The organism is Pseudomonas sp. 05N36, from assembly GCF_056397385.1.
In genome coordinates this window covers 1-26,833 of record NZ_JBFTNH010000013.1, presented here as the reverse complement: position 1 = coordinate 26,833, position 26,833 = coordinate 1, and the positions used below count along the sequence as shown (strand labels likewise).

Annotated in this window: 26 protein-coding genes and 1 pseudogene; 9 read left to right on the top strand and 18 right to left on the bottom strand. The window is 59.1% G+C overall.

The features are described 5' to 3' along the window. The first annotated feature begins 203 nt into the window (after positions 1–203). The 3 genes from AC1DIH_RS17610 to AC1DIH_RS17600 all read left to right on the top strand — a co-directional run bounded on the left by AC1DIH_RS17610 (position 204) and on the right by AC1DIH_RS17600 (position 3,416). The gene (locus tag AC1DIH_RS17610) at positions 204–608 is read left to right on the top strand and encodes an RNA-binding S4 domain-containing protein (protein ID WP_477772655.1); all 405 of its coding nucleotides are present in this window, start codon (positions 204–206) and stop codon (positions 606–608) included. Between the two features lie 184 nt (positions 609–792). Next, positions 793–1,695 (top strand): Hsp33 family molecular chaperone HslO, encoded by a 903-nt coding sequence (gene hslO / locus AC1DIH_RS17605; protein WP_477772654.1) that lies wholly within the window; start codon positions 793–795, stop codon positions 1,693–1,695. 179 nt (positions 1,696–1,874) lie between these two features. Beyond that, positions 1,875–3,416, top strand: a complete 1,542-nt coding sequence (locus AC1DIH_RS17600; RefSeq protein WP_477772653.1) for a phosphoenolpyruvate carboxykinase — start codon at positions 1,875–1,877, stop codon at positions 3,414–3,416. A gap of 132 nt (positions 3,417–3,548) precedes the next feature. Here AC1DIH_RS17600 and AC1DIH_RS17595 read toward each other — a convergent pair whose 3' ends face one another. From AC1DIH_RS17595 to AC1DIH_RS17575, 5 genes and pseudogenes are all read right to left on the bottom strand, one after another. Beyond that, positions 3,549–3,911 (bottom strand): DUF1493 family protein, encoded by a 363-nt coding sequence (locus AC1DIH_RS17595; RefSeq protein WP_477772652.1) that lies wholly within the window; start codon positions 3,909–3,911, stop codon positions 3,549–3,551. A gap of 89 nt (positions 3,912–4,000) precedes the next feature. Then, a pseudogene (locus AC1DIH_RS17590) lies at positions 4,001–4,123 on the bottom strand (transcriptional regulator); the annotation flags it as partial. 89 nt (positions 4,124–4,212) lie between these two features. Then, positions 4,213–4,509, bottom strand: coding sequence for a hypothetical protein (locus tag AC1DIH_RS17585; RefSeq protein ID WP_477772651.1), 297 nt, complete (start codon positions 4,507–4,509; stop codon positions 4,213–4,215). A gap of 275 nt (positions 4,510–4,784) precedes the next feature. After that, a complete protein-coding gene (locus AC1DIH_RS17580) occupies positions 4,785–5,075 on the bottom strand; it encodes a hypothetical protein (RefSeq protein ID WP_477772650.1) in 291 nt (96 codons plus the stop codon). A gap of 394 nt (positions 5,076–5,469) precedes the next feature. Further along, positions 5,470–6,504: a S8 family peptidase gene (locus tag AC1DIH_RS17575; protein ID WP_477772734.1), complete on the bottom strand. Its 1,035-nt coding sequence runs from the start codon at positions 6,502–6,504 to the stop codon at positions 5,470–5,472. Positions 6,505–7,046: 542 nt separating this feature from the next. On the opposite strand from AC1DIH_RS17575, the gene AC1DIH_RS17570 reads away from it, so the two are divergent. From AC1DIH_RS17570 to AC1DIH_RS17555, 4 genes are all read left to right on the top strand, one after another. Beyond that, positions 7,047–8,222, top strand: coding sequence for a tetratricopeptide repeat protein (locus AC1DIH_RS17570; protein WP_477772649.1), 1,176 nt, complete (start codon positions 7,047–7,049; stop codon positions 8,220–8,222). A gap of 67 nt (positions 8,223–8,289) precedes the next feature. After that, the gene (locus AC1DIH_RS17565; RefSeq protein ID WP_477772648.1) at positions 8,290–9,420 is read left to right on the top strand and encodes a polysaccharide deacetylase family protein; all 1,131 of its coding nucleotides are present in this window, start codon (positions 8,290–8,292) and stop codon (positions 9,418–9,420) included. 171 nt (positions 9,421–9,591) lie between these two features. Next, positions 9,592–11,538, top strand: coding sequence for a RecQ family ATP-dependent DNA helicase (locus AC1DIH_RS17560; protein WP_477772647.1), 1,947 nt, complete (start codon positions 9,592–9,594; stop codon positions 11,536–11,538). 58 nt (positions 11,539–11,596) lie between these two features. Then, on the top strand, positions 11,597–12,028 hold the full coding sequence (locus AC1DIH_RS17555; RefSeq protein WP_477772646.1) for an acyl-CoA thioesterase: 432 nt from the start codon (positions 11,597–11,599) through the stop codon (positions 12,026–12,028). A 64-nt stretch (positions 12,029–12,092) separates the two neighbouring features. On the opposite strand, the gene AC1DIH_RS17550 is transcribed toward AC1DIH_RS17555, so the two are convergent. The 5 genes from AC1DIH_RS17550 to yrfG all read right to left on the bottom strand — a co-directional run bounded on the left by AC1DIH_RS17550 (position 12,093) and on the right by yrfG (position 17,843). Continuing rightward, positions 12,093–12,578, bottom strand: a complete 486-nt coding sequence (locus tag AC1DIH_RS17550) for a glycine zipper domain-containing protein (protein WP_477772645.1) — start codon at positions 12,576–12,578, stop codon at positions 12,093–12,095. A 335-nt stretch (positions 12,579–12,913) separates the two neighbouring features. Then, a complete protein-coding gene (locus AC1DIH_RS17545) occupies positions 12,914–15,262 on the bottom strand; it encodes an FdhF/YdeP family oxidoreductase (protein ID WP_477772644.1) in 2,349 nt (782 codons plus the stop codon). Further along, a complete protein-coding gene (fdhD, locus tag AC1DIH_RS17540; RefSeq protein ID WP_477772643.1) occupies positions 15,259–16,098 on the bottom strand; it encodes a formate dehydrogenase accessory sulfurtransferase FdhD in 840 nt (279 codons plus the stop codon). Before fdhD ends, AC1DIH_RS17545 begins: the two co-directional genes overlap by 4 nt. Before the next feature lie 94 nt (positions 16,099–16,192). After that, positions 16,193–17,080 carry a LysR family transcriptional regulator gene (locus tag AC1DIH_RS17535; RefSeq protein WP_477772642.1) on the bottom strand — a complete coding sequence of 296 codons (888 nt, stop codon included), beginning with the start codon at positions 17,078–17,080 and terminating at the stop codon, positions 16,193–16,195. 100 nt (positions 17,081–17,180) lie between these two features. Further along, positions 17,181–17,843 (bottom strand): GMP/IMP nucleotidase, encoded by a 663-nt coding sequence (gene yrfG / locus AC1DIH_RS17530; protein ID WP_477772641.1) that lies wholly within the window; start codon positions 17,841–17,843, stop codon positions 17,181–17,183. A gap of 88 nt (positions 17,844–17,931) precedes the next feature. Between yrfG and nudE the strand changes: the two genes are divergently transcribed. After that, positions 17,932–18,498, top strand: a complete 567-nt coding sequence (gene nudE / locus AC1DIH_RS17525; RefSeq protein ID WP_054595115.1) for an ADP compounds hydrolase NudE — start codon at positions 17,932–17,934, stop codon at positions 18,496–18,498. Further along, positions 18,495–19,331 (top strand): 3'(2'),5'-bisphosphate nucleotidase CysQ, encoded by an 837-nt coding sequence (cysQ, locus tag AC1DIH_RS17520; protein WP_477772640.1) that lies wholly within the window; start codon positions 18,495–18,497, stop codon positions 19,329–19,331. Before nudE ends, cysQ begins: the two co-directional genes overlap by 4 nt. A gap of 189 nt (positions 19,332–19,520) precedes the next feature. Here the strand turns inward: cysQ and AC1DIH_RS17515 are convergent, their stop codons facing one another. The 8 genes from AC1DIH_RS17515 to AC1DIH_RS17480 all read right to left on the bottom strand — a co-directional run. Then, the gene (locus AC1DIH_RS17515) at positions 19,521–19,976 is read right to left on the bottom strand and encodes a thioesterase domain-containing protein (RefSeq protein ID WP_477772639.1); all 456 of its coding nucleotides are present in this window, start codon (positions 19,974–19,976) and stop codon (positions 19,521–19,523) included. A 50-nt stretch (positions 19,977–20,026) separates the two neighbouring features. Further along, positions 20,027–21,430 (bottom strand): sigma-54-dependent transcriptional regulator, encoded by a 1,404-nt coding sequence (locus AC1DIH_RS17510; protein WP_477772638.1) that lies wholly within the window; start codon positions 21,428–21,430, stop codon positions 20,027–20,029. Further along, positions 21,427–23,235 carry a sensor histidine kinase gene (locus AC1DIH_RS17505; protein ID WP_477772637.1) on the bottom strand — a complete coding sequence of 603 codons (1,809 nt, stop codon included), beginning with the start codon at positions 23,233–23,235 and terminating at the stop codon, positions 21,427–21,429. Before AC1DIH_RS17505 ends, AC1DIH_RS17510 begins: the two co-directional genes overlap by 4 nt. 91 nt (positions 23,236–23,326) lie before the next feature. Next, the gene (rfbC, locus tag AC1DIH_RS17500; RefSeq protein ID WP_477772636.1) at positions 23,327–23,872 is read right to left on the bottom strand and encodes a dTDP-4-dehydrorhamnose 3,5-epimerase; all 546 of its coding nucleotides are present in this window, start codon (positions 23,870–23,872) and stop codon (positions 23,327–23,329) included. A gap of 82 nt (positions 23,873–23,954) precedes the next feature. Beyond that, a complete protein-coding gene (gene rfbB, locus AC1DIH_RS17495) occupies positions 23,955–25,037 on the bottom strand; it encodes a dTDP-glucose 4,6-dehydratase (protein WP_477772635.1) in 1,083 nt (360 codons plus the stop codon). Positions 25,038–25,260: 223 nt separating this feature from the next. Then, positions 25,261–25,875 carry a DUF3916 domain-containing protein gene (locus AC1DIH_RS17490; protein ID WP_477772634.1) on the bottom strand — a complete coding sequence of 205 codons (615 nt, stop codon included), beginning with the start codon at positions 25,873–25,875 and terminating at the stop codon, positions 25,261–25,263. A gap of 276 nt (positions 25,876–26,151) precedes the next feature. Then, positions 26,152–26,406, bottom strand: a complete 255-nt coding sequence (locus AC1DIH_RS17485; protein WP_477772633.1) for a colicin E3-like toxin immunity protein — start codon at positions 26,404–26,406, stop codon at positions 26,152–26,154. 71 nt (positions 26,407–26,477) lie between these two features. Continuing rightward, positions 26,478–26,833: colicin E3-like toxin immunity protein (locus AC1DIH_RS17480; protein WP_477772632.1), on the bottom strand; the 356-nt coding region annotated here is incomplete at its 5' end.

Below are 26,833 nucleotides of genomic sequence, written 5' to 3'. Positions count from 1 at the left end.
AGGAACCGTTCGCACCGCAAAGCGGCCGAATTTGCGGTATTCACGCAGAATAAAGGTTAAAAGGCGACAGATATCTACGGCCCGGATTCTCGGCTGCCGAGCGAGGCTCGAAAGCGTCGCGCATTGTATGCTGAACCGGTGAAATTCATGGCACGACAGAAACGGTAGTACAGTTCAGAAATATTTCAGAATGAGGAAAACCCATGGCACAAAAAAACGAAGAGGACGACAAAGTCCGTCTCGATAAGTGGTTGTGGGCGGCGCGCTTCTACAAAACCCGTGCGCTGGCCAAGGCCGCCATTGAGAGTGGCAAGGTGCATTGCCGGGGGGAGCGCTGCAAGCCGGGCAAGGAACCGAGGATTGGTGACGAATTTCAGATTCGCGCCGGTTTCGATGAGCGCACCGTGGTGGTCCAGGCACTCTCGATCGTCCGTCGTGGTGCCCCTGAGGCCCAGACGTTGTACGTTGAGACCGACGCCAGCATCGCCAAACGCGAAAACGCCGCAGCCCAGCGCAAGGCCGGTGCGTTGGGCGTCAGCACCGACGGCAAGCCGAGCAAGAAACAGCGTCGGGACCTGTTCAAGTTTCATGGCAGCAGCAACGAATAAGGTTTGGCCGCTAACGGGACTAAACTACCCAGCATCACTACGCCGCGGTTCGACCTTGCTTGGAACAAACCCGGATTGTTCATAAAATGCCTGCCATGGCCAACATTAATGCACCGGAACGGTGCGCAAGGCGCGACTCTCAGCCCTTGTCATCCTTTAGTCTTCACTTCAGATACCCAGACCTATGACTGATCTACCGGATACCGACTACACCCAACGCTTCATCTTCGATGACAGCGACACCCGCGGCGAGCTGGTGGCGTTGGAGCGTAGCTATGCCGAAGTCCTCGCCAAACACACCTATCCGGAACCGGTCGCGCAACTGCTTGGCGAACTGATGGCGGCTGCGGCGCTGCTGGTCGGCACCTTGAAGTTCGATGGCTTGCTGATCCTGCAGGCGCGTTCCGAAGGCCCGGTGTCGCTGTTGATGATCGAGTGCTCCAGCGAGCGTGAAATCCGTGGTCTGGCCCGTTACGACGCAGAACTGATCGCCGCCGACGCGACCCTGGCCGACATGATGCCCGACGGCGTGCTGGCGCTCACCGTCGACCCGATCCAGGGCCAGCGTTACCAGGGCATCGTCGACCTCGACGGCGCGACCCTGGCCGACTGCTTCACCAACTATTTCGTCATGTCGCAGCAAGTCGGCACCCGCTTCTGGCTGCACGCCGATGGCCGTCGCGCCCGTGGTCTGCTGCTGCAACAACTGCCGGCCGACCGCCTGAAAGACGAAGAAGACCGCGCCGCCAGCTGGCAGCACATCACCGCGCTGGGCAGCACCCTGACCGCCGATGAATTGCTGAGCCTGGACAACGAAACCATCTTGCATCGTCTCTACCACGAAGAGCAGGTGCGCCTGTTTGATGTGCAGAAACTACGCTTCCATTGCAGTTGCTCGCGTGAGCGTTCGGCTAATGCGCTGTCCAGCCTGGGCCAGGAAGATGCTCAGGCACTGGTCGTCGAACACGGTGGCCACATCGAAATCGACTGCCAGTTCTGCAACCAGCGCTACCTGTTCGATGCGGCCGATATCACCCAATTGTTCGCCGGAGCAGGTGTCGATACGCCGTCAGATACCCGTCACTAAAACGCTTCAGCGCAGGTAAATTCACTAGTAAACGCCGGAATAACGCCGTCCTGACGGGAGGGCCCTACTATTTTTGGGCTTTTCTGGCATAATCCGGCCCACTTTTTTCGCGGTAGTAGTGCACAACTTTCTACTACAAAACGTTTGGAGCACTCGGCCACTGGCCGACGGGGAACCTCATGACGCAAGCCAATAACGCCGTGTACACCGATCTGAGTGTTGATGATCTGGTTCAAGAAGCCCTGAAGCGCGGTGAAGGCGAGCTTGCCGACACTGGCGCGCTGGTGGTTCGCACCGGTCACCGTACTGGTCGTTCGCCAGTCGACCGTTTCATCGTTGAAGAGCCAACCACTCAGGCCGCTATCGCCTGGGGCCCGATCAACCGCAAGTTCCCGGCCGACAAGTTCGATGCCCTGTGGGACCGCGTTGAGGCGTTCAACAACGCGCAAGAGCATTTCGTTTCCCACGTGCACGTAGGTTCGGCTGAAGAGCATTATCTGGCCGTGAAAATGACCACCCAGACTGCCTGGCAGAATCTGTTCGGTCGTTGCCTGTTCATCAATCCGGCCCAGTACAACCCGGCCGGTCGTGAAGAGTGGCAAGTTCTGAACGTCGCCAACTTCGAGTGCGTGCCAGAGCGTGACGGCACCAACTCCGACGGCTGCGTGATCATCAACTTCGCGCAGAAGAAAGTGCTGCTCGCCGGCATGCGTTACGCCGGTGAAATGAAGAAAGCCATGTTCTCGGTGCAGAACTTCCTGCTGCCGGCCGCCGACGTGCTGCCAATGCACTGCGCCGCCAACATCGGCGAAGAGGGCGACGTGACCCTGTTCTTCGGTCTGTCCGGCACCGGCAAGACCACCCTGTCCGCCGACGAAAGCCGTTACCTGATCGGTGACGACGAACACGGCTGGGGCGAGGGCGTGGTGTTCAACATCGAAGGCGGTTGCTATGCCAAGTGCATCGACCTGTCCGAGAAGAACGAACCGGTTATCTGGAAAGCCATCAAGCACGGCGCCGTCCTGGAAAACGTCGTGATCGACGACGCCAAGCACGCCGACTACACCGATGTCAGCCTGACCCAGAACAGCCGCGCCGCCTACCCGCTGGAGCACGTTGCCAAGCGTTCCGAGAAGAACCTGGGCGGCGAGCCAAACGCAGTGATCTTCCTGACCTGCGACCTGACCGGCGTACTGCCGCCAGTGTCGATCCTCAATGAAGAACAAGCGGCCTACCACTTCCTGTCTGGCTACACCGCACTGGTGGGCTCGACCGAAATGGGTTCGGGTAGCGGCATCAAGTCGACCTTCTCCACCTGCTTCGGCGCACCGTTCTTCCCGCGTCCGGCTGGCGAATACGCAGAGCTGCTGATCAAGCGCATCCGCGGCTTCGGCTCCAAGGTCTACCTGGTCAACACCGGCTGGACCGGCGGCGGTTACGGCGTCGGCAAACGCTTCAACATCCCGACCACCCGTGCGGTAATCGCAGCGATCCAGAGCGGCGCGTTGATCGGTGCAGCCACCGAACACCTCGACACCATCAACCTCGACGTGCCATTGGCTGTGCCGGGCGTTGAAACCGGCCTGTTGAACCCACGCAACACCTGGGCTGACAAGGCTGCTTACGATGAGGCTGCCAAGGCGTTGGYCGGTCTGTTCATCGAGAACTTCAAGAAGTTCGAAGTGAGCGACGCGATCAAGGCTGCTGGGCCGAAGTTGTAAGTATCGGTAGTGGTTTGAGGTAAGAGAAAGCCGCCCTTAGGGCGGCTTTTTCGTGAGCGCAATTCAGGCCAGCGGAGGTAGAACTACCAATATTCCAGCTGAAAAGGCACTAAACGGCCAGAATAATGGCACTTATGTGTTCGGCTTGCCTTCCAGTTCCTGCGTATCCCATCGTTGCGCCTTGATGGCCTGATAAAGCATGCCGATGGTCAATGGCACTTTCTCGCCACGACCCTTGGCCCGGCGCTTGAGAAATACGTCAAAGCCTTCAGGCTGAAAGTAGCGATAGGCGTCGTAGTCGACGAAGTCGATAGCGAACTGTTCTTCCAGGGCTTCCATCAGGTGCCGAGCGTCTGAGCCGTTGCAGCCGAGGTCGAAATTGATCGAGGTGTTGAGGCTGATGGTTTTGCGTTCGGGCAGGCCGAGTTCTTCGTGCAGCAGCTGCATGAGTAACTGCATGGCGTTGTCGTTGGGGAAGTTGGGGGCGAGGTTCATGGCTAACAGTCCGGTTGAGGCATGCAGGAATGTTATGGGGCGCAGGGTTTGGGTGGAAGGCCCTTGCTACGCGGTTGATCGTTCCCACGCTTACGAGTTTCTTTGATTTGCAACGCGTCAACATGGAATTCGTGGGAAGGCAGGCGTTCACACCGTACGATCTCGTCCATCTGTTGCACGCTTTCCATCAGCTCATCAAAGAACGTGCTCATGGTTATCTCCAGTGTTCGATGATGGCTTTCAACGCTTTGCGTTTGACCGTTCTCACGCAGAACGTGAGAACGATCTGTTCACTCGGACTTCAGGCCGGCGCTTTCCAGTTCAGCATGCGTTGCTGGGCGACCTGGAGCAGGTCGCGGCCGTCTTGAGTCAGCAGATACAGGGCGTGGGTGATGTGGGGGATGTCTTTGACGTCGCCGTGTTTGAAGCATTGGCAGTGCAGGGTTTCGAGCAGGTCGCTGGAGGCTTGGATGCGCTGAAGGGCGGCTTCTAGGATGTCTTGCGGGTTGGCTTCTGTGTCGATGATCAGAACCGGGGAGTCGGTGAAGTTGGTTTTCAACGAACGGTAACGCTCTGCAAACGGATTTAATGTGGTCATTGAGGAGCGCCTCTATTTAAGGGGTATGTGTGCCTCTCGTCCGGGTGACCAAACCCGGTCGCTGATTTTGCAGCGACGCTAACGACTATAGGTGTGGTGTGCCAGCTGGCGATAGCCGACAAGGAGCATGAGGTTGTAGGGCGGGGATGAAGATTGGTTAGGCCATTGCGTACAGATTTTATGTCGGATCCAATACGGCGATTATTCAGGCAGACCGCGTTATCGTTCATCGCGGGCAAGCCTTGCTCAGGTGTACGTATTATTCGCGGGGGCATTCAGTCGTGCTTTCTTGGCATCCGCTGCCGAGCCACCTCTAGCAATTCACTCCCATCCTGAGTCAGCAGATAAAGCGCATTGACGATATTTGGAATGTCTTTCACATCCGCTTGCTTGAAGCACAGGCAATAAAGCGTTTCGAGCAGGTCGCTGGAGGCGCGGATGCGTTGTCGGGCGGCGTCCAGGATGGCGTGGGGGTTGGCCTCGGTGTCGATGACCAGCACCGGGGTTTCGCTGTAGCTGGTTTTGAGTGGGCGATAGCGGTTGTTAGACGGATCGTGCGGGTTCATTGAACGTGTCCAGTAGGAAGTCGCGACGTCGCTCCTGCAGGCCGACACACGGGGTTTAGCCACGCCGCAAACTATAGAACCGCACTCCGAAGTCTCGCAAGACAGCCCAAATGGACAGGTTTTGTAGGGGGTTTACTTGCCCGCAAGGCTCGGGACTACGCACTGCCCGAGGTTTTTTTCAGCGATTCCCCTAGAGGTCGAATTTCCTACGCGGTTGTCAGGCGTTGCGGACAGAACCGCAGTAGCGCGTGTGCCAGACTGCGTAGGGCATTTCGTAAGTTGAAACGCAGTCGATTGCGTAGTGAGTGCTGGCGAGTGGAAATAATGCTCGGGAAACTGAACACAGCAGCGATCGTCTCGATGGCTGCTGTGCATCGACACTGCAATGACTGACTTACTTGACCAAGGCATCTGGTGCCGGACGCGAGGCGGCTTCGAGGTCCAGCAGGCCCCGACCATAAGCCTCACTGTTCGCGTAGATGCCGGTTCGGTTTGCGCTGTCTAACAGGCGTTCGCGAAGTTGTTGTGGGCTCATGTGGGGGTAGCGGCTTTGCAGGGCTGCCAGTGCGCCGCTGACCATGGCCACAGCAGGTGAGGTTCCGGCTGTTTGACCATAACCACCGGACTTGAGGGTTGTTTGCAGACCCGCGTCGGCACCGGAGTCTCCACCGGGTACGGCAATGCACCAGCGGCCGGCTACGCCACAGTAATTGGATTTGGCGTTGATGGCCGTACCATCCTGTTTCAGGGCGACGACAGCAATCCAGCCTTTCTCCAGTTCAGGAACCGCCAATGGCAGGCCCGCTTCAGCGAGGGGTTCGCGTTTCAATTCATTACCCGTCGGAAAGACGAAAACTGCGCCGTCATTGATCAACTGTCGCGCTACTACAAGGGACTCGGGCATGACCTGGTTGTAACGGGATTCGGTTATCTCGGTGGCCGGGATGGCATTGGCCCAGGAGTTGTTGAAAATGCGTGCACCTTTGTCGAACGCATACTTCCATGACTGGGCGATTTCGCTGTCAAAAAAGAACGGCTCATCGTCATCACCAAAGCGCAGAGGGATCAGTTGAGCATTGAAAGCAACGCCGTGCATGCCCTGATCGTCTTTGTTGGCGGCGAGGATGCCGGCCATCTGTGTTCCATGGCCGAGTCTGTCAAAGGTGCCGGGGCTGTTGGTAACGTAGTCGTACCCTGGATCGCTGATACGTCCCGAAAACTCGGGTAAGTCGGCATTCAGACCCGAATCGACCAACGCGACGCTTACGCCCTGACCGCTACCACCGCGGGCGTAGAGTGCTGATGCCTTGATGATCGCCAGTCCTTTTTGGGCGTGGTATTCCGCTGTCTCGAAGGCCTGGACTGCCGGTTCGACACCGGGCTTTTCAGGCACCGTAAGGCATCCGGTCAACAGCAGAGGCAGGGTCATCAGGGTTGTACGCGACCAGCGCGAAAAACGCGGTGGGAGATGTGTTTTATGCATGGTGTGGTCCTTCATGTATGGCGTTCGCGCACATCAGGCTTCCTGCCATGATGAGGTGCTCGCGGACGGTAGTGTTTTCAGTCGGAAGACGCTTTATGTGAGCGCAAACCTTACCGATGAAATCGTTCTCCGGTGAGCTGATTTGTAGTTCCGGTTGTATCAATCTGTCGCGTTTTACCCACGACCTTGTCTCGACTCGCTGCATTCTCCGGCTAGGCTTTCGGCATGGCAGCAGTCAACGGAGTGACAGGTTATGCACAACACCCTTGATCGTTCCCACGCTCCGCGTGGTAACGCATCCGGTGACGCTCTGCGTCCATCGCACGGCGCAGGACTACGCACTGCCCGAGGTTTTTTTCAGCGAATCCCCTAGAGCTCAATTTTCCTACGCGATTGTCAGGCGAAACGCAGCAAATTTCGGTATGGTGCGCGCCAGAATCCGTAGGACGTTTCTAAACGTCTGTTTAAACACTTAAAGGGAATTAGGTATGCGATTGCACCGTATGGCTTCGATTTTGTCGCTGTGGGCCGCGTTTGGCTCGGTGCAGGCTGAACAACTGCCGATCGAGGTGTTGAGTGCGGTGGTCAAGGATCAGAAGATCGCCGACGCTGAAGTGCTGTTGCAACGCAACGGCGCACAGAACGTGGTGGGGCGTACCAATGCTCAGGGCCAGGTCAGCCTGACCGCCGATTTTGCCGATGACGCCAGCAACCTGCTGATCATCAAGAAGCCGGGTTATTCCAACCTGGTGGTCAAGTGCCCGTGCAAGGGCATGACCTATGCCATCAGCCCGGTGATGACCAACCTCGACGGCCTGCGTGTGGTACTGACCTGGGGCGCGACCCCGCGGGACCTCGACTCGCACATGATCTTCCCTGGCAACAACATCTACTTCGGCAGTCAGCGTGGCGACGATGCCAACCTGGATGTCGATGACACCGATAGCTATGGCCCGGAAACCATCACCCTGGAGAAAAAGCACTACGGCGAGAGCTACGTCTACGCGGTGCATGACTTCAGTAACAGCGGCAATCCGAACTCGCGTGCGCTCTCCAACAGCCAGGCCAAAGTGTTCGTGTACATGGGCCAGTCGCTGGTACGCACTTACTACGTGCCGCAAAACCGCAGTGGCAACCTGTGGACCGTATTCCGCATGACCGGCAGCGGCGATTTCCAGGACATCAACAACTTCACCGGCTCGCAAGTCGATGCCAAGAATGTATTGAACGAAGTTTCCCCATTGCTCGATGACAGCGTGGCCGTTACCGCCGTGGCGGTCAGTACTTCGGCACTGTCGGATGCGAAAAACCTGAACCAGAAAGGCGAAGCGGCCTACCACGCCGGCGACCTGCCGCAGGCGATCGACTTCTATCGTCAGGCCATCGAGCTGAACAACGGTTTCGGTCAGGCCTACAGCAACCTGGGGCTGGCGTATCAGAAGGCCGGCAACACTGCCGAGTCGATCTGGGCCAACCGCAAGGCTATCGCTCTGGCCAGCGGCAATTCGGCTGCCACTGTTCGCGCCAGTTCCTACTACAACATCGCCCGTATCTATGAAGCGGCGAATCAGTTCCCTGACGCATTGCGTCATTACCAGTTGGCCAAGCAGCAAAAAGCCAACCCGGTGTATGACAAGGCGATCGAGCGCGTGCAAAACCGCTGATCGGTTTGCGTTGAGTTGACCCCACAACGCGCCGCTATCGGCGCGTTGTGCATTTAAGGAGCTGGGTATGCGGTTGCGGGCTTTTACGTTTTTACTGCTCGGTTGCCTGTGGGCAAACACCGCGCACGCGGTGGGTGCGGCGGTATTCGCAACCATTGATCGCGGCGGTTGGCCAGGTTCGCTGGTCACTGAAGCGGGTTTCGATACGGCCTCGCGCGCCGAAATGCTGATGTTCGGCAAGGCGTTGCTGGCCAGCGAAGCACTGGACGAAAACGCCCTCAAGCAGCGTTTGGGTGTGAAGCAAGTCGAGTTCAAATCCGTGGAGCAGGTGCGTCAGCGTTTCTGGGACCGGCTGTTGAGCAACTTCCGCAGTGCCAGCCAGAACTGCGCAGCCGAGCTGTTTTGTCCACAGGTGCGTGGCCTCGACGATTTGCGTCAGCAGGCGGCCGGATTCGCCGGTCAAGTCGGCCCGGCCTATGTTGCATGGGCTGCGGGCAGTCGGGTGTTTCACGAGCAGTATTTGAACGAGCAGCTGCGCCTGGCCGCGTTGTTCCCGAGGATCAGCAGCGAGATCGAGCGCTTCGACAGCGCTGAACTGACCGGCGATGAGCTGGCCGACCGACAGTTTCTGCTGACGTTCGACGATGGCCCGAGTGGTATCGACAAGCAAACCGATACCGTGGCCAATGTGTTGCGGGCCAATGATTTGCACGGCGTATTCTTTGTGCTTGGCGAGCCCTTTCAGGCGCGCTTGCGTAAATCTTCACCAGACAAAATGCGCGAGTTGTACCGAGGCCAGTGCGTTGCCCTGCATGGTTGGGAGCATAAATCCCACAGCGCCTGGAGCGAGTGGCAGTCGTCGATCAACCGTTCGGTGACGCTGGTGCGCGGTACGGTTCCGGATGACTATCAGTCGTTGTTTCGCCCACCGTACGGCCAGCGTCGCAGCGATAGCGCCGGGTTCTTCAAGGCTCAGGGGCTGAAAGTGATGCTTTGGGGCATCGACTCCCAGGACTGGAGCAAACAGATCAACGCAGACGCCGCGACCCAGCGTGTACAGACCCTGATGCTGCTGTGGCGCCGCGGGATCATCCTGTTCCATGACATCCACGACAAGGCACCGAAAGCCGTCCCCGCGTTGATTGCAGCGAACCAGCGCAACGGTGTGAAGTGGGTCGACTGTCGGGCGCAGCACTAGGCCCTAGTCTTTCGTTTACGATCGTTCCACGCCCGGCGCGGAACGATCGGTGCTCTTGCGACACGCCCTCCCTGTATCATTCCGTATCTCTTTTGCGCCCGACCTTTTCTCGACTCGCTGCTTTGGCCGGCTAGGCTTTCGGCATGGCAGCAGTCAACGGAGTGACAGCTTATGCACAACACCCTCGAACAGGTCTTTGGTTATCCACAGTTTCGGCCCGGCCAGGAGGCGGCGGTCAGTGCGGTGTTGGCCGGGCGCTCGGCGGCGGCGATTTTTCCGACCGGCTCCGGCAAGTCCTTGTGCTATCAGTTGCCGGCCTTGTTGCTGCCGCACCTGACGCTGGTGGTGTCGCCGTTGCTGGCGTTGATGCAGGACCAATTGGCGTTCTTGCAGCGCCACGGGATTGCCGCGGCGAGTATCGATTCGGCGCAGAGCCGCGATGACGCCAACGAGGTGATGGCGCGGGCGCGTTCCGGCGAATTGAAGATCCTGATGATTTCCGTGGAGCGCTTGAAGAACGAGCGCTTTCGCAACTTTTTGCAGCAAGTGCCGATCTCGTTGCTGGTGGTGGACGAGGCGCACTGTATCTCCGAGTGGGGCCACAACTTCAGGCCCGACTATTTGAAACTGCCGGACTACCAGCGCCAGTTCAATATCCCGCAAACCTTGCTGCTGACAGCCACTGCCACGCCCAAAGTGATCGCCGACATGCAGGCGAAATTCGCCATTGCGGCGAACGATGTGGTGACCACCGGTTTCTATCGCCCCAACCTGAATTTGCTGGTTGAACCGGTGCGTGGTCAGGACAAGCGCCGGCGTCTGGTGGAGTGGATGGGCCAGCGTGCCGGGCAGCCGAGCATCGTCTACGTAACCTTGCAGAAAACCGCCGAACAGATTGCCCAGCACCTGAGCCAAAGCGGTCTTCAGGCCGAGGCCTATCACGCCGGTTTGCCCCACGAACAACGGGAAGCCATTCAGCGTCGGTTCATGGGCGGGCAGTCCAATTGCATCGTCGCTACCATCGCGTTCGGCATGGGCATCGACAAGAGCGATATCCGCAACGTGGTGCATTTCGACCTGCCGAAATCCATCGAAAACTACAGTCAGGAAATCGGCCGCGCCGGCCGCGACGGGCAGCCTTCCGACTGCCTGGTGCTGGCCAACCGCGACAGCCTCAATGTGTTGGAAAACTTTGTGTACGGCGACACGCCGGAGCTGGATGGCATCCGTTGTGTGCTCGACGAACTGCAAGCCGCTACGCCGGATGGGCAATGGGAGTTTTTGCTGGGGCCGCTGACCGACCAGAGCAATATTCGCCAACTGCCGCTCAAGACCTTGCTGGTGCAGCTTGAACTCAAAGGTTTGATCGCCCCGCGTTACGCCTACTTTGCCGAGTACCGTTTCAAGTTCCTGCTGGAGCCCGACGCCTTGCTGGCGCGTTTCGAGGGCGAGCGACGGGACTTCGTCGCGGCGATCATCCAGACCTCCAGCCGTGCGCGAACCTGGGCCACGGTGAATTTCGAGGCGCTGTACCAACAGCATCGGGCCGAGCGCAGCCGGGTGGTCAAGGCACTGGATTACTTTCAGGAGAAGGGCTGGGTCGAGCTGGAAAGCAAGCAGATGACCGAGGTCTACAGCCTGCTGCTGACGGACTTCGATGCCCAGGCGTTGAGTGCCGAGTTGCATGGCTATTTCACGCAACATGAACGTACCGAAATCGCGCGTATCCACGCGATGCTCGATCTGTTCGCCACCGAGCACTGCCTGGGTTATCGATTGGCGCAGTACTTCGGCGACGAAAATGCACCGCAGCAGTGCGGGCATTGTTCGGTATGTCATGGGCAGGTTGCCCGTCTGCCGGAGCCGCCTGAGTTGCCGGCGCTTGTGGATAAAAACTTCGAGTCGCTGTGTGGCGACTTTATCCACAGGCACGAAGCGTACAGCGGCCATGTGCCGGGTGCGGAACGGCTGACCCGGTTCTTGTGCGGCATCAGCGTGCCGCTGTTTACCAAGCTCAAGGCGCGAGCGATTCCAGGGTTTGCAGCGCTGGAGGATTATCCATATGCCGAGGTACGCGAGTGGGCCGGGGCGAATCTGACTGAACTGTCACTCATGTAGGGGCGGGCCGGGCGGTTTTCGCCTTAGACTGGCTATTCAATTCCAGGAACCGACACTGATGTCCAACCCGATACCCCAGCGCTCCGACTACCGTCACTTCCAGCCGATCATCACCCGCTGGCACGACAACGATGTCTATGGCCATGTGAATAACGTGACCTATTACAGCTTCTTCGATACGGCGGTGAATACCTACTTGATCGAAGTCGGTGGTCTGGATATTCATGACGGTGAAGTGGTGGGGTTTGTGGTGAGTTCGGCGTGCGATTACTTCGCCTCGATCGCTTTTCCCGAGCGCATTGAAATCGGTTTGCGGGTGGGCAAGTTGGGCAGCAGTTCGGTGCAATACGAACTGGCGGTGTTCAAGGCCGGGGAAGCGGACGCCTGCGCGGCAGGGCGCTTTGTGCATGTGTTTGTGAATCGCACCTCGAATCAGCCGGTGGCGATTCCTGCCGGGTTACGCGGGGCATTGGAGCAGTTGCTGGTGTGAAACGAAAAATCGCAGCCCGAGGGCTGCGATTTTTTTGAATCCGTTGCGTGACACTACTCGAGTATCAGTCGCGATAGTACCGGTGGTGATGCTTGCGATGGCCGTAAGCATGGCCGCGACCGCGGTGGTCATCATCATCGCGGTAGTAACGGCGGCCACCACGGTCACGACCGCCACGGTCTTCGTCATAGCTGGTGTTGCCCATATGGTTACCCAGCGCACCGCCCACGCCACCGCCGGCGGCTGCGCCGATCAGGCTGCCTGTGGTGCCGCCCATGCTGCGGCCGACCACGTTACCGCCGGCTGCGCCGAGCGCACCACCGATGGCCGCTTCGCCACGGCTATGTCTGTTGGCACCTACCGCACTACCACCGGCGCCGCCCAGGGCTGCACCAATGGTCGAACCGGTGCTGCCACCCAGCGATTGACCAACCACTGAGCCAAGTACCCCGCCCAATGCGCCGCCAACACCTGCCTCGGCGGTGCCACCAGCAGACGCGGCGCCACTGATCAGGCCAAGGGACAACAAGAGAATCGAGGAGAACTTCATGAGAGGAGCCTCAAAGGGATGACGGCGCGATCCTGAGGCTGTGTCGTGTTAGTTACAATCGAAATCCGACGAGTAACACGACTTGTGCACAATTTGCTAAGTTATTGTTTTATAGACGGAACTTAATGGATTTTCGCAGGTCTTTAGCTACTTGCGACAGGCCGCTTTGATACAAAAGCGGCCTTTTTTGTGGGCGTTTGGAAAGTACGGAACAGTGTTTGCCTGCGGACGCCATCGCGAGCAGGCTCGCTCCCACAATGAGCCTTCGTCGAACACAACATCTGCGTTCATTGAGTTTCAACGGTGGGAGCGAGCTTGCTCGCGATGGCGGTGTGTCAGGCAGACTTCGCCATGATCAACCCGGTCTCGCTCGCTGCTTCCAAGCAGATCGCCACGAACTTCGAGGTCGGCGTGTGGCTGCCGTCACCGATGCTTTCCAGCGGCACCAACGGGTTCACTTCCGGGTAGTAGGCGGCGGCTTGTCCGGCGGGAATATCGAACGCCAGCAAGGTGAAGCCTTTGACGCGCCGCTCACGGCCATCATCCCAGATCGACACGATATCGGCTTTCTGCCCCGGTTTGAAACCCAGGCGAATGATGTCGGCTTCGTTGACGAACAGCACGTTACGCTGACCCTTGACCCCGCGATAACGGTCGTCGAGACCGTAAATGGTGGTGTTGTACTGATCATGAGAGCGCATCGACTGCATGATCAGGTCCGGCAACTGCCCGGTGGCGCGGGTGCGCTCGTGTACCAGATCGGCCGGCAGGATGTTCGGCCGGAAATTGGCGCGACCCGACGAAGTGTTCCAGCGCCGGACACGTGCGCTGTTGCCCAGGTAGAAACCGCCCGGGTTCTCGAGCTTCTGGTTGAAGTCCTTGAAGCCCGGAATAGTGTCGGCAATCAGTTCGCGGATACGGCGGTAATCGGCCACCAGCCAATTCCAGTCGACAGGCGCGGCGCCCAAGGTCGCGGCAGCGATGCCGGCGATGATCGACGGCTCCGAACGCATCTGCTTCGACAGCGGCTGCAGTTGGCCGTTGGAGGCGTGAACCATGCTGAACGAATCTTCGACCGTCACCGCTTGTGCCCCTTCGGTTTGCAAGTCGATGTCGGTGCGGCCCAGGCACGGCAGGATCAACGCTTCTTTACCGTGCGCCAGATGGCTGCGGTTGAGTTTGGTGCTGATTTGCACGGTGAGGTCGCAATTGCTCAGGGCCTGGAAGGTTCGTGGGCTGTCCGGCGTGGCCTGGGCAAAGTTGCCGCCCAGGCCGATGAAGACTTTCGAACGACCGTCGAGCATCGCGTGGATGGCCTCGACCACGTTGTGACCGTTCTCGCGCGGCACCTTGAACCGGAAGCGGCGCTCCAGTGCATCGAGGAAGAACGCCGGCGGGCGTTCGTTGATGCCCATGGTCCGGTCGCCTTGCACGTTGCTGTGCCCGCGCACCGGGCACAGGCCCGCGCCCGGCCGACCGATGTTGCCGCGCAGCAGCATCAGGTTGGCGATTTCCTGGATGGTCGCCACCGAGTGCCGGTGCTGGGTAATGCCCATGGCCCAGCACATGATCACATTCTTGCCTTTGGCGTACATGCGCGCCGCTTGCTCGATCTCTTCCAGGGTCAGCCCGGACTGCTCGACAATCTGCTCCCACGAGGTGTCGTCGATCTCGCCCAGGTAGTCGAGCACGCTGGCGGTGTGTTCGTTGAGGAAGTCGTGGTCGAACAACGAGGGCGCGTCGGTCTGTTGCGCCTCGCGTTCCCATTGCAGCAGGAACTTGGCCATGCCGCGCAGCAGCGCCATGTCGCCGCCCAACGCTGGGCGGAAGTATGCGGTGTTGGTCGGCTTGTCACCGTTGGTGAGCATTTCGATCGGGTGCTGCGGGTGCTGGAAACGCTCCAGGCCACGCTCTTTGAGCGGGTTGATGCACACCACCTGAGCGCCGCGCTTTACTGCTTCGCGCAGGGGTTCGAGCATCCGTGGATGGTTGGTGCCGGGGTTCTGGCCCCAGACGAAAATCGCGTCCGCGTGTTCGAAGTCGTCGAAGGTCACCGTGCCTTTGCCGACACCGACACTCTGCGCCATGGCCACACCGCTGGCCTCGTGGCACATGTTCGAGCAGTCAGGGAAGTTGTTGGTGCCGAAAGCGCGGACGAACAGTTGATAGAGATACGCCGCTTCGTTGCTGGCGCGGCCTGAAGTGTAGAACTCGGCCTGATTCGGACTCGACAGGTTCTGCAGGTGTTTACCGATCAGTGCGAAGGCGGCTTCCCAACTGATGGGGGTGTAACGGTCGGTTTCGGCGTCGTAGCTCATCGGCTCGGTCAGCCGGCCTTGATACTCGAGCCAGTAGTCGCTCTGCTCCAGCAACGAGCTGACGCTGTGCTTGGCGAAGAACGCGGCATCGACCCGGCGCTTGGTGGCTTCCCAGTTGACCGCTTTGGCGCCGTTCTCGCAGAACATCACCATGCCCTTTTCCGGAGAATCGCCCCAGGCGCAACCGGGGCAGTCGAAGCCGCCGTTCTGGTTGGTCTTGAGCATTATGCGGAGGTTTTTCAGCGCGTTATCGCTGGTCAACCAGGCCTGGGCGACGCTGATCAGCGCGCCCCAGCCTCCGGCTGGGCCTTTGTAGGGCTTGTAGCGGGGGACGGGTTTCTGGTCGGCTTGACGATGTTGACTCACACTTGGTTCTCCGTCGCAGGGCTATAGACCCTCGGCGCACTTTTTTGCGGCAGGTGGATAAGATTGAGGTTGTGCCGGCGTGCCCATTGCACGGCCAGGCCGGTGGGCGACGACAGGCTGACCAGTGTCTGGATGCCGGCGCGCAACACTTTCTGGATCAGTTCGAGGCTGCAACGGCTGGTGACTATCACCAGTCCACCCGCCATCGGGATGTCCTGGCGGATCAGCGCACCAATCAGCTTGTCGAGCGCGTTGTGCCGGCCGATGTCTTCACGGCCCAGCAGCAATTCGCCCTGGTTGTTCATGAACACAGCGGCGTGAACTGCGCCGCTGTATTGGCCCAATGGCTGGAATGCACCGATGCGCTGACGCAGGCCTTCAAGCCATTGTGCGGGAGGCAAAGGTGCGCCGGGCAATATGTCGAGTTGCGGCAAGGCTTGCTCCACCGCTTCGACGCCACAGAGTCCACAACCGCTGGTACCGGCCAGTTGCCGACGTTGCTGCTTGAGGTTCCAGAACGCGCGGCTGGAAATGCTGACCTGCGCGTACTGTGCCGAACCGGACCCGCTGAGTTGCAGGTCATAGAGGTCGGACACGTCACTGATGATCCCGCTGCCCAGGCTGAAACCGACGATGAAGTCTTCCAGGTCACTTGGTGTCACCAGCATCACCGCCTGGCTGATGCCGTTGTAGGCGATTGCCAACGCCACTTCCTCAGCGAGCGCGGTGCTGGCTGATTCGCTGTGGTCGAGGTTGCAATACTGATAGTTCTGACTGGCGGCTGGCGTGGGCATTTCGACGGCGGGCGCCCCGCAAACCGGACGCTTGGCTTTCATGGGGCAATACCTGCGGTTTATCCAGCCTTAAGCCTAGGCGCGTCAATGTGTCACGTCTAATCGCTATTACTGATCTACCGATAGATGGCGTCGATCAAGAGTTCGTCAGTGATTGTTGATAGTGCGCAAAACACGCTTCAGCCAGTGCCGAGCGCGGTGCACCGCGGCGCATGATCAGCCCCAGTCGGCCAAGGGTTTGCGCATTTTCAATCGGTTGCAGGCGCAAATGCTCGGTCAGTGTTTCGAGCCCGCCTTGCAGTGGCATCACTGCGCAACACAAGCCACCGTGCACAGCTTGCAACAATTGATGCACCGCGTCGGTTTGTAACAACGGCTGCGGGCTGAGACCGCGGCTGTGGAAGTTGTGGTCGATGGACTGGCGAAAGTGCATGCCGCTAGTGAGCATGCCCAAGGGCAGCTCGATCAGTGCCTCCCAGCTCAAGGGCTTTTCACCGAAGCTGAAAAAGCGCTGGTCGTAGAGCAGGCCCATGTGGGTTTCGCTGAAGGCCAGTGAGTCGAAGCGCTCGCTGTCGAGGCGCTCGAGATACGACACGCCGAGGTCCAGGCGATTGTTACCCAAGTGTTCGAGGATCTGCTCGGAGCTCAAGGCCGAGAGTTCGAAGCGCAGGTTCGGGTGTTCGGCGTGCAGTTTTTGCATCAGTGGCAGCGGATCAAAACTCGACAGCGGCACTACGCCCAGGCGCAAGGTGCCGACCAGGTTGCCGCGACAGGCTGCGGCCTCGGCCTGCAAACCGTCACAGGCGGCCAGCACGGTGCGCGCCCAGGCCAGCACCCGTTCGCCCGGTGCGGTGAAACCTTCGAAGCGCTGGCCACGATTGACCAACGGCAGATCGAGTTCTTCTTCAAGGCTGCGCAAGCGCATCGACAGGGTGGGCTGAGTGATGTGGCAGCGCGCAGCGGCCTGGCCGAAGTGCCGGGTTTCGTCGAGGGCGATGAGGAATTTCAACTGTTTGATGTCCATCGTCGCTCCATGGCGCAGGCAAAGGGCGTGATTCTAGCGCTTGTGCCGAACTTGAGTCATTGGTGGGTTGAGACCGCTATCGCGAGCAGGCGACTCGATCTCAGAGCCCTGCTATGAGCTCGCGATAGTCTCTAACCGCTGTGAATTCCGCGGTGTCTTTCGGTTCTTTTCGGCTGTCCGGCTGGCTCACGGCCAACAGATGCGCCACCCCAAAATCCCGAGCACTGCGCAGGATCGGCAACGTATCGTCGATAAACAGGCTGCGGTGTGGGTCGAAGTCGATGTCTGCACGCAAGGCATCCCAGAATTGCGGGTTTTCCTTGGCGAAACCGTAATCGTGGGAGCTGATCAACCGCTCGAAGTAGGGCGCCAGTTCGACTCTTTCCAGCTTCAGCGACAATGAGTCACGGTGGGCATTGGTGATCAATATCACGCGCTTTCCGGCCTGTTTGATCGCTGCCAGAAAGGTATCGGCGTCCGGCCGCAATGCGATCAGATGGGCGGTCTCGAGCTTCAACTCGCGCACCGGCAGTTTCAGCTCAGCGCTCCAGAAGTCCAGGCAGTACCACTGCAACTGACCGGCGTTACGCTCGAACAACGGCTGCAATTCAAGCTCGGCCATGGCCCGACTGACACCATGCAGTTCGGCATAACGCCTGGGCAGGTGTTCCATCCAGAAATGGTTGTCGTAGTGCAGGTCCAGCAGCGTGCCGTCCATGTCCAGCAGAACGGTATCAATGTCGCGCCAGGGCAGTGATGGCATTGAAAACTCCTTCAGCGGTAAAAAGATATCCGACATAAACAATCAAGAAAGCCGCGTTATAGTACCGCGTTCACGCCAAGGAGCCGCCATGCGCCAGAAACCCGAAGTATTAGCCCGCGAGATCGTCGCCACCACCCGCTTGTTCTGCGTTGAAGAGGTGCAGCTGCGCTTTTCCAATGGCGTCGAGCGCACTTATGAGCGATTGGTCGGCAAGGGCGCCGGGTATGGCGCAGTGATGATCGTGGCGATGCTCGATTCCGACCACGCGGTGCTGGTTGAGGAATACTGCGGCGGAACTGATGCCTATGAACTGTCGCTGCCCAAGGGCTTGATCGAACCTGGCGAGGATGTGTTGGCAGCGGCCGAGCGTGAGCTCAAGGAAGAGGCCGGTTTTGGCGCCCGGCAACTGGAGCATCTGACCGAGCTGTCGCTGTCGCCCGGTTACATGAGCCAGAAGATTCAGGTGGTGTTGGCGACTGATTTGTACGAAGAAAGCCTTGAAGGTGATGAGCCGGAGCCGATGCGCGTGGACCGGGTCAATCTGCGAGAGCTCGCGGCGCTGGCGCAGAACCCGCAATTCACCGAAGGCCGCGCCTTGGCGGCGTTATACCTGGCCCGTGATCTATTGACCCAGCGTGGAGTGTTTCAACCGTGAGTGATTTCCCCCAGGTTCATCCTTTGCTGGCCCCCGTGGTCGAGTTGGCGTTGAAGGCCGGCGAGGTCATTCTGCCATTCTGGCGCACCGGTACGGCGGTGACTGCCAAGGCTGACGATTCTCCGGTCACCGCCGCCGATCTCGCCGCCCATCATCTGATTCTGGCAGGGCTGACAGCGCTTGATCCGAGCATCCCGGTGCTCTCGGAAGAAGACGCCAACATTGCGCAATCGGTGCGCGCCGGTTGGCAGCGCTGGTGGTTGGTCGACCCGCTGGATGGCACCAAGGAGTTCATTTCCGGCAGTGAAGAATTCACTGTCAACATCGCGCTGATCGAACAGGGGCGCGTAGTGTTTGGCGTAGTGTCGATGCCGACCAACGGCCGCTGCTACTTCGGTGGCGCCGGGCTCGGGGCCTGGCGTGCCGACAAGGATGCCGCGCCGCTGCCGATTCAGGTCCGTGACGTACCGCCTGCTGGCGAAGCGTTCACCGTGGTTGCCAGCCGTCGACATTCAAGCCCTGAGCAGGAGCGCTTGCTCGCTGGCTTGAGTGCCAGTCTGGGTGAGCTGCAACTGGCCAATATCGGCAGTTCGCTGAAGTTTTGCCTGCTGGCGGAGGGCGCGGCGGATTGTTATCCACGGCTGGCACCGACCTCTCAGTGGGACACGGCTGCCGCGCAAGGCGTGCTCGAAGGGGCGGGTGGCGAGGTGCTGGAATTGAGCGGTGAGCCGTTCAGTTATCCGGCGCGAGCGTCGTTGCTGAACAGTTTCTTCCTGGCGTTGCCGGCCAAAGCCGCGTGGCGCGAGAAGCTGCTGGCGTTGGCTCAGACTTAACTGGTCAGATCCAAAATCCACCCCTCTCCCCACGGGGGAGAGGGGAAAGGGAGCCGATCGGGGGCTTCTCAAATCCTGAGCTCGACTCGATATTTCAGGTTGCAGTAATTCGTCCAAACAGCTCGGTCAGTTCCTCTCCCCCCGGGAGAGGGTTAGGGTGAGGGGTGGCCCTTCAGTTCACTACCAACCTTACCGATGCAACACATACTGCCCGGTAAACGTCACCGCATCCTCATCGCTATCGACGTTGACGACCCGCGTATGCAACGTCAACCGTGCCCGGCCATAGCGTTGGTACATCGCCAAAAACTTCTTCCACACCGCTGCACTTGGTGCAGCGCAGATTGCGATGCCGTCACGGGTGACCGGCAGCGGATAGCTGATCCGGCCTTCCTGAATCACGATGTGCCCGTCCTCGATGCCTTCTTCGCGCAGGCGCAAATGCAGCCAGCCCCAACCTGCCAACACCGCGCCGCAATACAGGCTGCCGCCGAACATGGTGCTTTTGTGATTGAAATTGGCCGCCAGCGGTAACTGCAAGCGCAGTTGTTGTGATTGCCAGTCGAGCACCTTGAGGCCCATATCCCGTGTGAGGGGAATGTCGCGATGGAGGACGGATTCCAGGTGACGACTGTCGCGGTTCATGCGCGGGCCTCGCAGTGTGGGATGTTTGGGTGAAGGTTAGTCGGCGTGGCTCAATCAAGCTCGTCGGCATTGCTGTTGGCGCCAGCACCATCGGCGAAGTTCAAGCCATGTTTGCGCAGTTTGTCATGCAGGGTTTTGCGTGGAATACCCAGCGCTTCGGCGACACTGCGCAGTGAGCTGTGAGAGCGCGCCAGTTCCGCGGCGATCAGGTTCTTTTCAAAGCTTTCCACCTGCTCGCTCAGATTACCGCCGAGCACTGCGCTGTGCGGCGCAGCACTGCCGTCCGGAGCACCGTTATCCAGCGCCAGTTCCAGGCCCAGGGCGAAACGCTCGGCGGCGTTTTGCAGTTCACGGACGTTGCCGGGCCAGGTATGGCGCAACAGCAGGGCTCGTTGTCCGGGTTGCAGTTCGTGGGGTGGCAAGCCATGGCGCTCACTGGCTTCGTTGGCGAAATGCTGGAACAGCATCAGCGCGTCTTCGCCCCGTTCGCGCAGTGGTGGAATGCGCAGGGGTGCGACGTTCAGGCGGTAGTACAAGTCCGCACGAAAACGCCCTTGATCCGCTGATTGGCGCAGGTCTTCCTTGGTCGCGGCGATGATCCGGATATCCAGCGGGATCAGCTGATTGCCACCCAAACGCTCGACCACCCGCTCTTGTAGCAAACGCAGCAGTTTCACCTGCACGTCCAGGCTCATGCTTTCGATTTCATCGAGGAACAGCGTGCCGCCGTTGGCGAATTCGAATTTGCCGATACGGCGCTTTTGCGCGCCAGTGAAGGCGCCGGGTTCGTGGCCGAACAGCTCGCTTTCGACCACCGATTCGGCCAGTGCCCCGGCATTGATTGCTACGAACGGGCCATTACGGCGATTCGACAGGTCGTGCAGGGCACGGGCCACTACCTCCTTGCCGGCACCGGTTTCACCGAGGATCAGCACGTCGGCCTTGGTCGGTGCCAATGCGCCGATCTGTTCGCGCAGGCGCTGCATTGGCGCCGATTGCCCGACCAGGCGCGTGCTCAGTTCATTGCGATCGCTCAAGGCCAACCGCAGGCTGCGGTTGTCCAGCACCAGTTGGCGCAGGGCCAAGGCACGGCGCACGCTGTCGAGCAATGCGTCACTGGCGAACGGTTTTTCGAGGAAGTCATAAGCGCCAGCGCGCATTGCCTGCACCGCCAGGGGGACATCGCCGTGGCCGGTGATCAGCAACACCGGCAGCTCCGGGTCCTGGGCGTGCAATTCGCTCAACAGTTCGAGACCGTCCATGCCCGGCATGCGAATGTCACTGACCACCACGCCCGGCCAGTCACGTTCAAGGCGCGAAGCCAGGCCCTTGGCTTCGGCCAATGGGAGGATTTTCAGACCGGCGAGATCCAGCGTCTGGCTCAGGGCCTGACGCAGATGCGGATCATCGTCGATCAGCACGACCTGGATACGGTTGTCTATGAGGTTGCTCATTCACTGCGGTCCTCGGACGGTTGCAGACTTACACCGGGTGCGCCCGCCCGCAGCCGCAGGGTGATCAGGGCGCCGCCTTCCTTGTGGTTGGCGAACGACAGTTCACCGCCGAAGGCGCGCATCAACGTGTCGCAAATGGCCAACCCCAGCCCAAGGCCCTGAGTGCGGGTCTTGGTGGTGTAGAACGGTTCACCGGCGCGACCGAGGGCCTCCATGCAGAACCCCGGGCCGTTATCGCGAATGTACAGGTTGACGCCGTCGGCGGTGGATTCGGCACTCAACCAGAGTTTACGGGGCGGGCCTTTTTCGGTCAGGGCATCGAGGGCGTTGGCCAACAGGTTACCGAGTACCTGGCGCAGACGGGTTTCGCCGGCCTCGACCCACAGCGTGGCCGCCGGCAGGTCACGGATCAGTTCGACTTCCATTGCCCGCCTGCGCTTGGCCAGCAACGCCAGTGCATCGTCCAGCGCCGGTTGCAACGCAACGCTTTCCGGGGCGTGACGGTCGCGGCGGGCGAAGGCGCGCAGGTGGGCGATGATCGAGGCCATGCGCCCAGTCAGCTCGCTGATCAGTTTCAGGTTGCCGCGGGCGTCGTCGGTGCGCTGGTGGTCGAGCAGCACTTCGGCATTTTCCGCGTAGCTGCGAATGGCTGCCAGCGGTTGATTGAGCTCGTGGCTGATGCTTGCCGACATGGTGCCGAGTGCCGAGAGTTTGCCGGCCTGGACCAGATCATCCTGGGCGCGCACCAGCTCCTGTTGCGCCTGTTCGCGTTCCAGCACTTCCTGTTTGAGCCGGCGGTTGAGTCCTTCGAGGTCGCTGGTTCTTTCGGCGACGCGTGCTTCCAGTTCACGACGGGTCTTGGCCTCGAACGCGATGCGCTGCAAGTAGTGTCGACGGCGTTGCATCATCAGCCCCAGCAGCAACATCAATACCAGCAGCGTCGCCCCGCCGATGGCTACCACCGTGCGCACCGGGCGGTCGATCAGGGTTCTGGGTGCGAGGATACTGACGCTCCAGCCGGTCTCTTCGATCTGCTGGGTCTGGATCAGCCAGGCGTCTGGATTAAGGTTCAGCGGTTGCGGATTACGGGTCGGGTAGGGCTGGACGGCGGTGATGGCCTGGCGTTCTTCGTCAGTCAGCGGTCGGGTCGCCCTGAAGCGCCATTCCGGGCGTGAAGTGATGATGACCACCCCGTTGTGATCGGTCAGCAGCAGTTGTTCCGGGGTTTTGCCCCAGAGGCTTTCGGTGTGGTCGAGGTCGACCTTGACCACCAGCACACCGATGATCTGCTCGCCATCGCGTACGGCGCCTGCAAAGAAATAACCGCGTTTGGCCGACGTCGTGCCTAGGCCGAAAAAGCGCCCGAGGCGGCCTTGCATGGCTTCGCTGAAATACGGCCGGAAGGCAAAGTTACGCCCGACAAAACTGTCGTGCTTGTCCCAGTTGGAGGCTGCCAGGGTCTTGCCGTGAGTGTCCATCAGGTACATGACTTCGGCGCCAGTCTGGGCGCGGATGTCCTTGAGCAGGCGATTGGCGTTGTCGGTGGCCAGCGGCTCATGTGGTGCGGCAAGAACGGCACGCAGGGCCGGCAGATCACCGAGGATCTGCGGCAAGACTTCATAGCGGTGCAGCGTCCCCAGCAGGTTGGCGACGTAGAGGTCCAGCGTCTGGCGGTTTTGCCCGACCAGCTCGCTGCGGTAATAACGCTCGGCCAGGTGCTGCAGTGGCCACAACAACGGCGCCAGGCACAGAGCGAGCAGCGCCAGGCTACGCCAGCGGGGTCTGCGGGGGAGTGGTGGAGTCATAAGCATCGGGCGCCTGAAGGTACAGGCGCATTATGCCTAGGCTTGTTCGGCAAGACACTCGCGCAACGCGAGGCATCAGCCGCTGATTGGCTCAGGCGAAAACGTCGGCATCCTTGAGCAGTTTGCCAGCCTGATCCTTGGCCGACAGCTGCGGTGTTTCGCTGAGTTGCCAGTCGATACCCAATGCCGGGTCATCCCAGCGAATGCAGCGCTCGGCCGATGGGGTGTAGTAGTCGGTGGTCTTGTAGAGGAACTCGGCGTAGTCACTCAGCACTACAAAACCGTGGGCGAAACCTTCCGGTACCCAGAGTTGACGGTTGTTTTCAGCCGACAGGCGTACGGCGACTGACTGTCCAAAGTGAGGCGAACTGCGACGGATATCCACTGCTACGTCGAGCACTTCACCGGCAATGACACGGACCAGCTTTCCCTGGGTATTTTCCAGTTGGTAATGCAAGCCACGCAACACACCTTTTTGCGAGCGGGAATGGTTGTCCTGTACGAATGTTGTATTCAGACCAGTCGCGGCTTCGAAAGCCTTGGCGTTGAAGCTTTCGTAAAAGAAGCCGCGCTCGTCACCAAATACCTTCGGTTCGATGATCAGAACACCGGGCAGGTCGGTGGTGACTACATTCATGGGGTTTCTCCAGCAATCGTGAATTTGTGGTGATGGACGACATTCTTACTCAAAGCAGCGGTCGGCGCGAGAGATGCCGCGTTCAGGCGATCAGGTCTTTGAAGTCGCTGTTGCCCAGGCGTTCACCTTGATAACTACCGTCTTGGACTCGTTGGCACCAGTCTAGGTTATCGAGGTACCACTGCACGGTTTTACGCAGGCCACTGGCGAAAGTTTCTTCGGGTGCCCAGCCCAGCTCGCGTTCGATTTTGCTGGCATCGATGGCGTAGCGCTGGTCATGGCCGGGACGGTCTGTGACGAACGTGATCAGGTCGGCGAAGTGCGCGACGCCTTCAGGTTTTTGTGGCGCCAACTCTTCCAGCAGATTGCAGATGCTGCGGACCACGTCGATGTTCTTCTGTTCGTTGTGGCCGCCGATGTTGTAGGTCTCACCGACTACCCCGTTGGTCACCACGGTGAGCAGTGCGCGAGCATGATCCTCGACGAACAGCCAGTCACGCACTTGCAGGCCATTGCCGTACACCGGCAGAGGCTTCCCGGCGAGAGCGTTGAGGATCACCAGTGGAATGAGTTTCTCGGGGAAGTGGAACGGACCGTAATTGTTCGAGCAGTTGGTCAGTAGCACCGGCAAACCGTAGGTACGCTGCCAGGCGCGGACCAGATGGTCGGACGCTGCCTTGCTGGCGGAGTACGGCGAGCTCGGCGCATAGGGTGTGGTTTCGGTGAACAGGTCGTCGACGCCATGCAGGTCGCCATACACCTCGTCGGTCGAAATGTGGTGAAAGCGAAAGGCGCTTTTCTCAGGCTCGGCCAGGCTGTTCCAGTAGGCACGGGTGGCTTCCAGCAGGCTGTAGGTGCCGACAATGTTGGTCTGGATGAAGTCCGATGGGCCGTCGATGGAGCGGTCGACATGGGACTCGGCCGCCAGGTGCATGATCGCCTGCGGCTGGAACCGCGCCAGTATCGCGCTGACAGTGGCCTGATCAACGATATCGGCCTGCACGAACTCATAACGGGTGTTGGTGGCGATGCTGCTCAACGACTCGAGGTTGCCGGCGTAGGTCAGCTTGTCCAGATTGAGCACTTCATGTTCAGTGTGGCGGATCAGGTGGCGAACCAGCGCCGAGCCGATGAAGCCGGCACCGCCGGTGATGAGAATGCGCATGTGGAGTAGCCTTTTCCGTCGAACAGTTAAGCGTATGGGTCATAGCTTGTCGGCAGGAGGGGGCGCGCACAAGAGTGGGGGGCGGATTTTTGTTTTTATGAGGTTTTGTTGAGCGGCGGAAGGGGATTGCGGGCAAACCATGCTCCTGCGATCGCTGTAGCATTCTCGTAGGAGCAAGGCTGCCCGCGATGGCGACCTGGTATTCGCCTAAAAATGAAATGTCCTAGCCGAAGAGTTCAGGGTTTTCAGTGCGGAAGGATTTAAAGGTTTTGTATCTCCAGCGCTCGTTCTCGGAGCCATCATCCGCTTCATCGACTTCTCCGAAGTACCAATGCTCGGATTCAAATTTTTGCCCGTCTTCATCCTCGTGAACAAAGTGGAACCCCACTTCATTCATTCCAGCAGGGACGATTAAACCCCATTCGGCGGCGAGGCTTTTGTCGGTGATCCGGGTCTGGCAGAAATGCTCGTAGTCGAATGGCAATACATGACCGCGATAACGGCTCATGTCGGTGTAAATGCAAATTCCGCTGGAGAACATGTCGGGCGTGAGGATTGACGCGACGATTCGGCAGTTGATGGTGTCTTCGGGTCTGGCCTGAAGCAGGTGATGGGCTGCATTGATGAGTTGTTGCGCGCATTCCTTTTGAATGGCGAAGGTGGTTTGTTTCCCTTCAACCAAGGTTTCCAGGACCGGAATTTTTCGGTTTGCGTAGCCTTGTTCCACGGGAAGCTCGTCCGGAAAGTAACCTTCATAGCTGGCCGCCCAGGCAGCAAGAGCGCGGAGGCGGCGTGGGATGTTGCGGACTTTTTTGTTTGAGAATGCAATTCGGCGCATGGGGGATTTTCTTTCTATTAGGTTCATTCAGCTCAAGCGAAGCTGGTTAAAAAAAGCTCCAGATCTCTGGGTAGCCTTGTTGAGCAGGCTTGCTCGATATCGCAGATGTGTTGCTCGGTGAGTCGATAGTCAAAGACGCGATCATTGTTGTTTTGCTAACCCATCATCGGCATAAGATCGTTTGTCATAGTAGGGAGCGTTGTTTCAAAGCATGGGAAGTCTTCACCACGCCGAACGCCCATGACCATGTGTACGAGGTTCCCTTCCATCCGGTTTTCACCATTGATCCCTGTAGGCGAATCCCAATTGATAGTCGTAAGCGCTCAGATCAATGGTGTGGTTAAAGTAAGGTTGAATGAGTGCTACCCACTCAGGCAGTACATTGAAAACCCCTTGATTGACTGTGTTTTCAGGCAACAGGCCCAACGATTCGATGATTGCACCGTCGTCCCCGAAGTCCTGTGAGTAAATTTCTTCTTCACATAACTCGGTAGTTTTGCTGAACCAGTGCAACTTCAATTTAAAACCCATACTGATCTCACATGAATTTTTTGACGTTGCGCTTTTTATTCGCGGGGAGGGCTTCGTTCCCAATTCGTAAATCACCAGTGATTGCGGTACCGAAAAGATATTTGATAGTCGAAAAGGTTAGTGTCTATCTGATGATTGAAATGCGGTTGGATCATCGCTACCCACTTCGGCAGGACGTCAAATCCTCCGTCAAATATTTCAGGTTCATTGCTCAGTCCTAGTGCAGCAAGGATGCTGTCGTCATCACCGAAATCTATAGAAAATTCATCAGCAGCTAAGGAAGCTCCGATCAACTTGCAGCAACCGCGCGGCAAGTTGAAAATATCGTGGCGTTCGGCGCTATATTCTCGCGAAACGTCCCGTGCGCACCGCCTTACCGGGCTTGTCAGCCCATTTCTCCGTGTTACACGCGTAACTCGCCCATACC